2 protein-coding genes are annotated in these 3,803 nt (G+C 68.5%); both read right to left on the bottom strand.

Going from position 1 to position 3,803, the window contains the following annotated elements:
* Window positions 1-81 precede the first annotated feature (81 nt).
* Window positions 82-1,818 carry an ABC transporter ATP-binding protein gene (locus tag ACFWF3_RS27675; protein WP_379316348.1) on the bottom strand — a complete coding sequence of 579 codons (1,737 nt, stop codon included), beginning with the start codon at window positions 1,816-1,818 and terminating at the stop codon, window positions 82-84.
* A complete protein-coding gene (locus ACFWF3_RS27670; RefSeq protein ID WP_379316346.1) occupies window positions 1,815-3,647 on the bottom strand; it encodes an ABC transporter ATP-binding protein in 1,833 nt (610 codons plus the stop codon). The genes ACFWF3_RS27675 and ACFWF3_RS27670 overlap by 4 nt, the downstream gene beginning before the upstream one ends.
* Window positions 3,648-3,803: the final 156 nt, after the last annotated feature.

Genomic DNA, 3,803 nt, shown 5'->3' with positions numbered 1-3,803 from the left:
TCGTCGCACCCTCCACTCAGTCCAGCGGCGGGCGGGCCGAGACGCCTCGGCGGTGTCGCGACACCGCCGAGGCCCTGGCGTTTACGCGGAGACCGGTTCCAGACGCCAGCCAGTTGCCCGCTCGCGCTCGTTCCAGAACGCGGCGTAGCGACCGTTCAGCGCGAGCAGCTCCGCGTGCGTACCGCGTTCGGCGATCCGGCCCTTGTCCAGGAAGAGGATCTGGTCGGCATGGGCGATCGTCGAGAGACGGTGCGCCACGACGAGAACCGTCTTGTCCCTGGTGAGTTCGTGGATGCCACGGACCACCACGGCCTCGCTGTGCGGGTCCAGCGCACTGGTCGCCTCGTCGAGCAGGACGATCGGGGCGTCCTTGAGCAGGGCGCGAGCGATCGAAACCCGTTGACGCTCACCGCCCGACAGCGAGGTGCCGCCTTCGCCGACGGTGGTGTCGAAACCGTCCGGGAGGCGATCGACGATCTCGTCGACCCTGGCCGCCACCGCCGCGCGGTGCAGCTCGTCGTCGGTGGCGTCGGGCTTGCCGATGCGGATGTTGTCGGCGACCGAGCGGTTGAACAGGTAGACGTTCTGGAAGACCAGCGAGAGCTGGTCGAGCAGGGTGTCCGAAGGTTGCCTGCGCACATCGTGTTCGCCCACCGAGACCGCGCCGGAATCGACATCGTAGAAGCGGGCGGCCAAGCGCAGCAGGGTGGTCTTGCCGGAACCACTGGGTCCGACGATGGCGGTGGTGGTGCCGGCGGGGACGGTGAAGGTCAGATCCGACAGGACCGGTTCGCCGGGGCGGTAGCCGAAGCTCACCTCGTCGAAGACCACCGCGGGCGCACCGGAGGTGACCGGTTCGGTCGCGGCGGGCAGGGGTGATTCGGCGAGCAGGTCGGTGATGCGGTCGGCGGCCGCGGCGGCCGAGCGCAGGGCCGTACCCAGCTGGGCGGCCTGGTTCACCGGTTCGATGAAGCGCGCGCTCACCGCGATCAGCGCGATGGCCGCGGCGGCCGAGATCGCGCCATCGGTCACCTGGACGACCGCGATATACGCGAGCACCAGGAACACGGCCTGCACGAACAGCGCGAACACGGTCAGCCCCGGCACGGTCGCGACCATCATCTTCAGCACGGCCGAACGTTGCCGCACCAGTGCCGAATCCAGCTTCTTGTTCCCCGCGCCGACCGCACCGAACGCGCGCAGCACCGGCTGGGCCTGCGCGAACTCCACCACCCGCGAGTCGGCCTCGGCCGCGGCGGCGTGCAGCCGGGCGTCGGCGCCGGTGTAGGCGCGATTGGCGAGATTGTTCACCAGGTAGAGCACCGGTGCGGCGAGCAACATCGCCACGCCCACGCGCCAGTCGATGAACAGCATCCCGATCGCGACGACCAGCGGCACGATGACGCCGGTGAGCACCTTGGTGAGCAGATAGGCGATCAGGCCCTGCATTTCGCGCACCTGCTCGACCATCACCCGCGAGAGTGGGCCCGCGTCACGATCTTCGAACCAGCCCAGCGGCAACGCGTTGAGCTGATCGCCGAGCCGGGTCTGCAGACCGCGCTGCATGCCGAGGCCGATCCGCAGACCGATCACGGCCTGCAGGTAACCGAAGACGACCACACCGGCCACGGCGACGGCCATGCCGAGCGCCCACAGCCACGCGCCGCTCAGATCGTCACCGAACAGCGCTTCCAGCACCGGAACCAGCAGCAGATACGCGATGGCCTGGCACAGCGCCTGCACCACGATCACGCCGAGCAGCCGCGAGATCAGGGGGGCGAACTCGTCGGGGACGAGCCGGAAAACCTTGCGAATCATCGTGTTTCCTCCACCAGGGCGAGCGCGCCGAGGGCAGCTTCGTTGATCTCCCACAGCCGCTGATACAGGCCACCGCCGGCCCGCAGTTCCGCGTGCGTGCCCTGTTCGACCAGGGTTCCGTTGTCCAGCACCAGGATTCGATCGACTCCGGTGATGGTGTGCAGGCGGTGCGCGATGACCAGCACCGTGCGCCCGGCGACCAGGGCCGCCAGTGCGTCCTGGACCGCGGCCTCGGATTCGGGATCGGCGAACGCGGTCGCCTCGTCGAGGACGAGGACCGGGGTGTCGGCCAGCAGTGCGCGGGCGATCGACAGCCGCTGCGCCTCGCCGCCCGACAGCGTGGCGTCGACGCCGATCTCGGAGTCGTAGCCGCGGGGCAGCGCCAGGATCCGGTCGTGGATCTGAGCGGCCCTGGTGGCGCGTTCGATGGCCTCGGTGTCCGCGCCGGGGCGGGCCAGCAGGAGGTTCTCGCGAATGGTGCCGCGGATCAGGCGCACGTCCTGGAACACGAATCCGACCGTGCGATAGAGCTCTTCGCTGGTGAATTCGCGAATATCGCGGCCGTCGATGGTGATTCGCCCCGCACCCACGTCGTAGAAGCGCGGCAGCAGCTTCGCCAGGGTCGACTTACCGGAACCGCTCGGGCCGACCAGGGCGGTGATGGTGCCGGGGGTCAGTTCGAGGTCGATGCCGCGCAGCACGTCGTGGCCGGTGCGGTAGGCGAACTCGACGCCTTCGAAACCCACGATGCCGGTCTGCGCGCCCGCGGGCGTTTCGGCGATCTCCAGTTCCGGGGTCTGCAGGAGTTCGTGCAGGCGCAGGGCCGCGGCGCCACCGGCGCGCAGGGCCTGCGAACCGTAGCCGAGGCCGAGCAGCGAACTACCGATACCCAGCCCGACCAGCAGGAACGGCAGCAGATCGAGCGGGTCCACCCAGCCGAGTCCCACACCGGCGAGACCACCCAGGACCACCACCAGCATGACGAACACGGGCATCACCACGATGTCGGAGGCCGCCTGCACGCGAATGATCGGCGTCTTCATCCGATGCGCTGCCTGGACCTGACCTTCGACGGCGTCCTGGAACTCCCTGTGCGCCTTGCCCGCCTGACCGAACGCCCGGACCACCTGGATACCGTCGACGAACTCGACCGTGGCGGCGGACAGCCGGCGCTCCCACCGGGTGTACACCGCGAGGCGATCACGGCCGTCGCGGTCCATGATCTTGCTGAACAGGATCATGTAGGCGATCAGCGGAATCATCAGTACCAGCGTGAGTCGCCAGTCGACGGTGAACAGGTAGCCGAGGGTGACCAGCGGGACCACCAGCGCGCCGATGAAATCGAGGCGGGCGTGCGCGACCAGGAAGTGCAGGGCGTCGACATCGTCGCGCAGATAGCCTTTGACCTCACCGGAGCTGCGCTCGCCGAACCAGCCGAGCGGCACCCGGGTGAGCTTGGCCGCGAGCAGTCTGCGCAGCGTGAGCTGGTAGCCGGCGTCGACCGCGTGCGACCAGCTCAGTGCCACGACCTGGAGCAACGCCCGCACGACGAGCACGATCACGGCCGCGCCGAACAGCCACCACACCCGGTCGGTGTCGACCGGGGAGTTCAGCAGTTCACGGCAGGCCGCCACGATCAGCAGGAACGGGACCACCGAGCACACCGAGGCGAGCGCGACGATCAGGCTCGCCACCGTCAGCATCCCCGATACCGGTGCCAGAATCTCCTTGCGCGCCAGCGCTTCCCGCTGCTTCTGCGCTTTCGCTGCCGCCTTGGGCAGCCGGTTCCCCGACTCCGCCCCCGGCGGCGGCGCTACCTGCACCGTCATATCGTTCTCGCCTCTCGACCTGTCCGCGGCAACTCCGCCAAAGGTAGGTTAGCCTAAGTTGAGTGCTTGTGGACGATCGGGGAAGGTTGTGTGAACTGCCCGTCAACCCGTCGGCAATTCACTCTTTCGGGCGTAATTTCCTCCCTACCTCTTGAT

Origin of the sequence: Nocardia sp. NPDC060220 (assembly GCF_042727815.1) — a bacterium.
Classification (GTDB): Bacteria; Actinomycetota; Actinomycetes; order Mycobacteriales; family Mycobacteriaceae; genus Nocardia.
This window is presented reverse-complemented; position numbering and strand designations above follow the sequence as displayed.

Bases quoted from the DNA above. Each gene is read 5' to 3' on its own strand.
- ACFWF3_RS27675 (WP_379316348.1), bottom strand. From the start codon at position 1,818: ATGATTCGCAAGGTTTTCCGGCTCGTCCCCGACGAGTTCGCCCCCCTG.
- ACFWF3_RS27670 (WP_379316346.1), bottom strand. From the start codon at position 3,647: ATGACGGTGCAGGTAGCGCCGCCGCCGGGGGCGGAGTCGGGGAACCGG.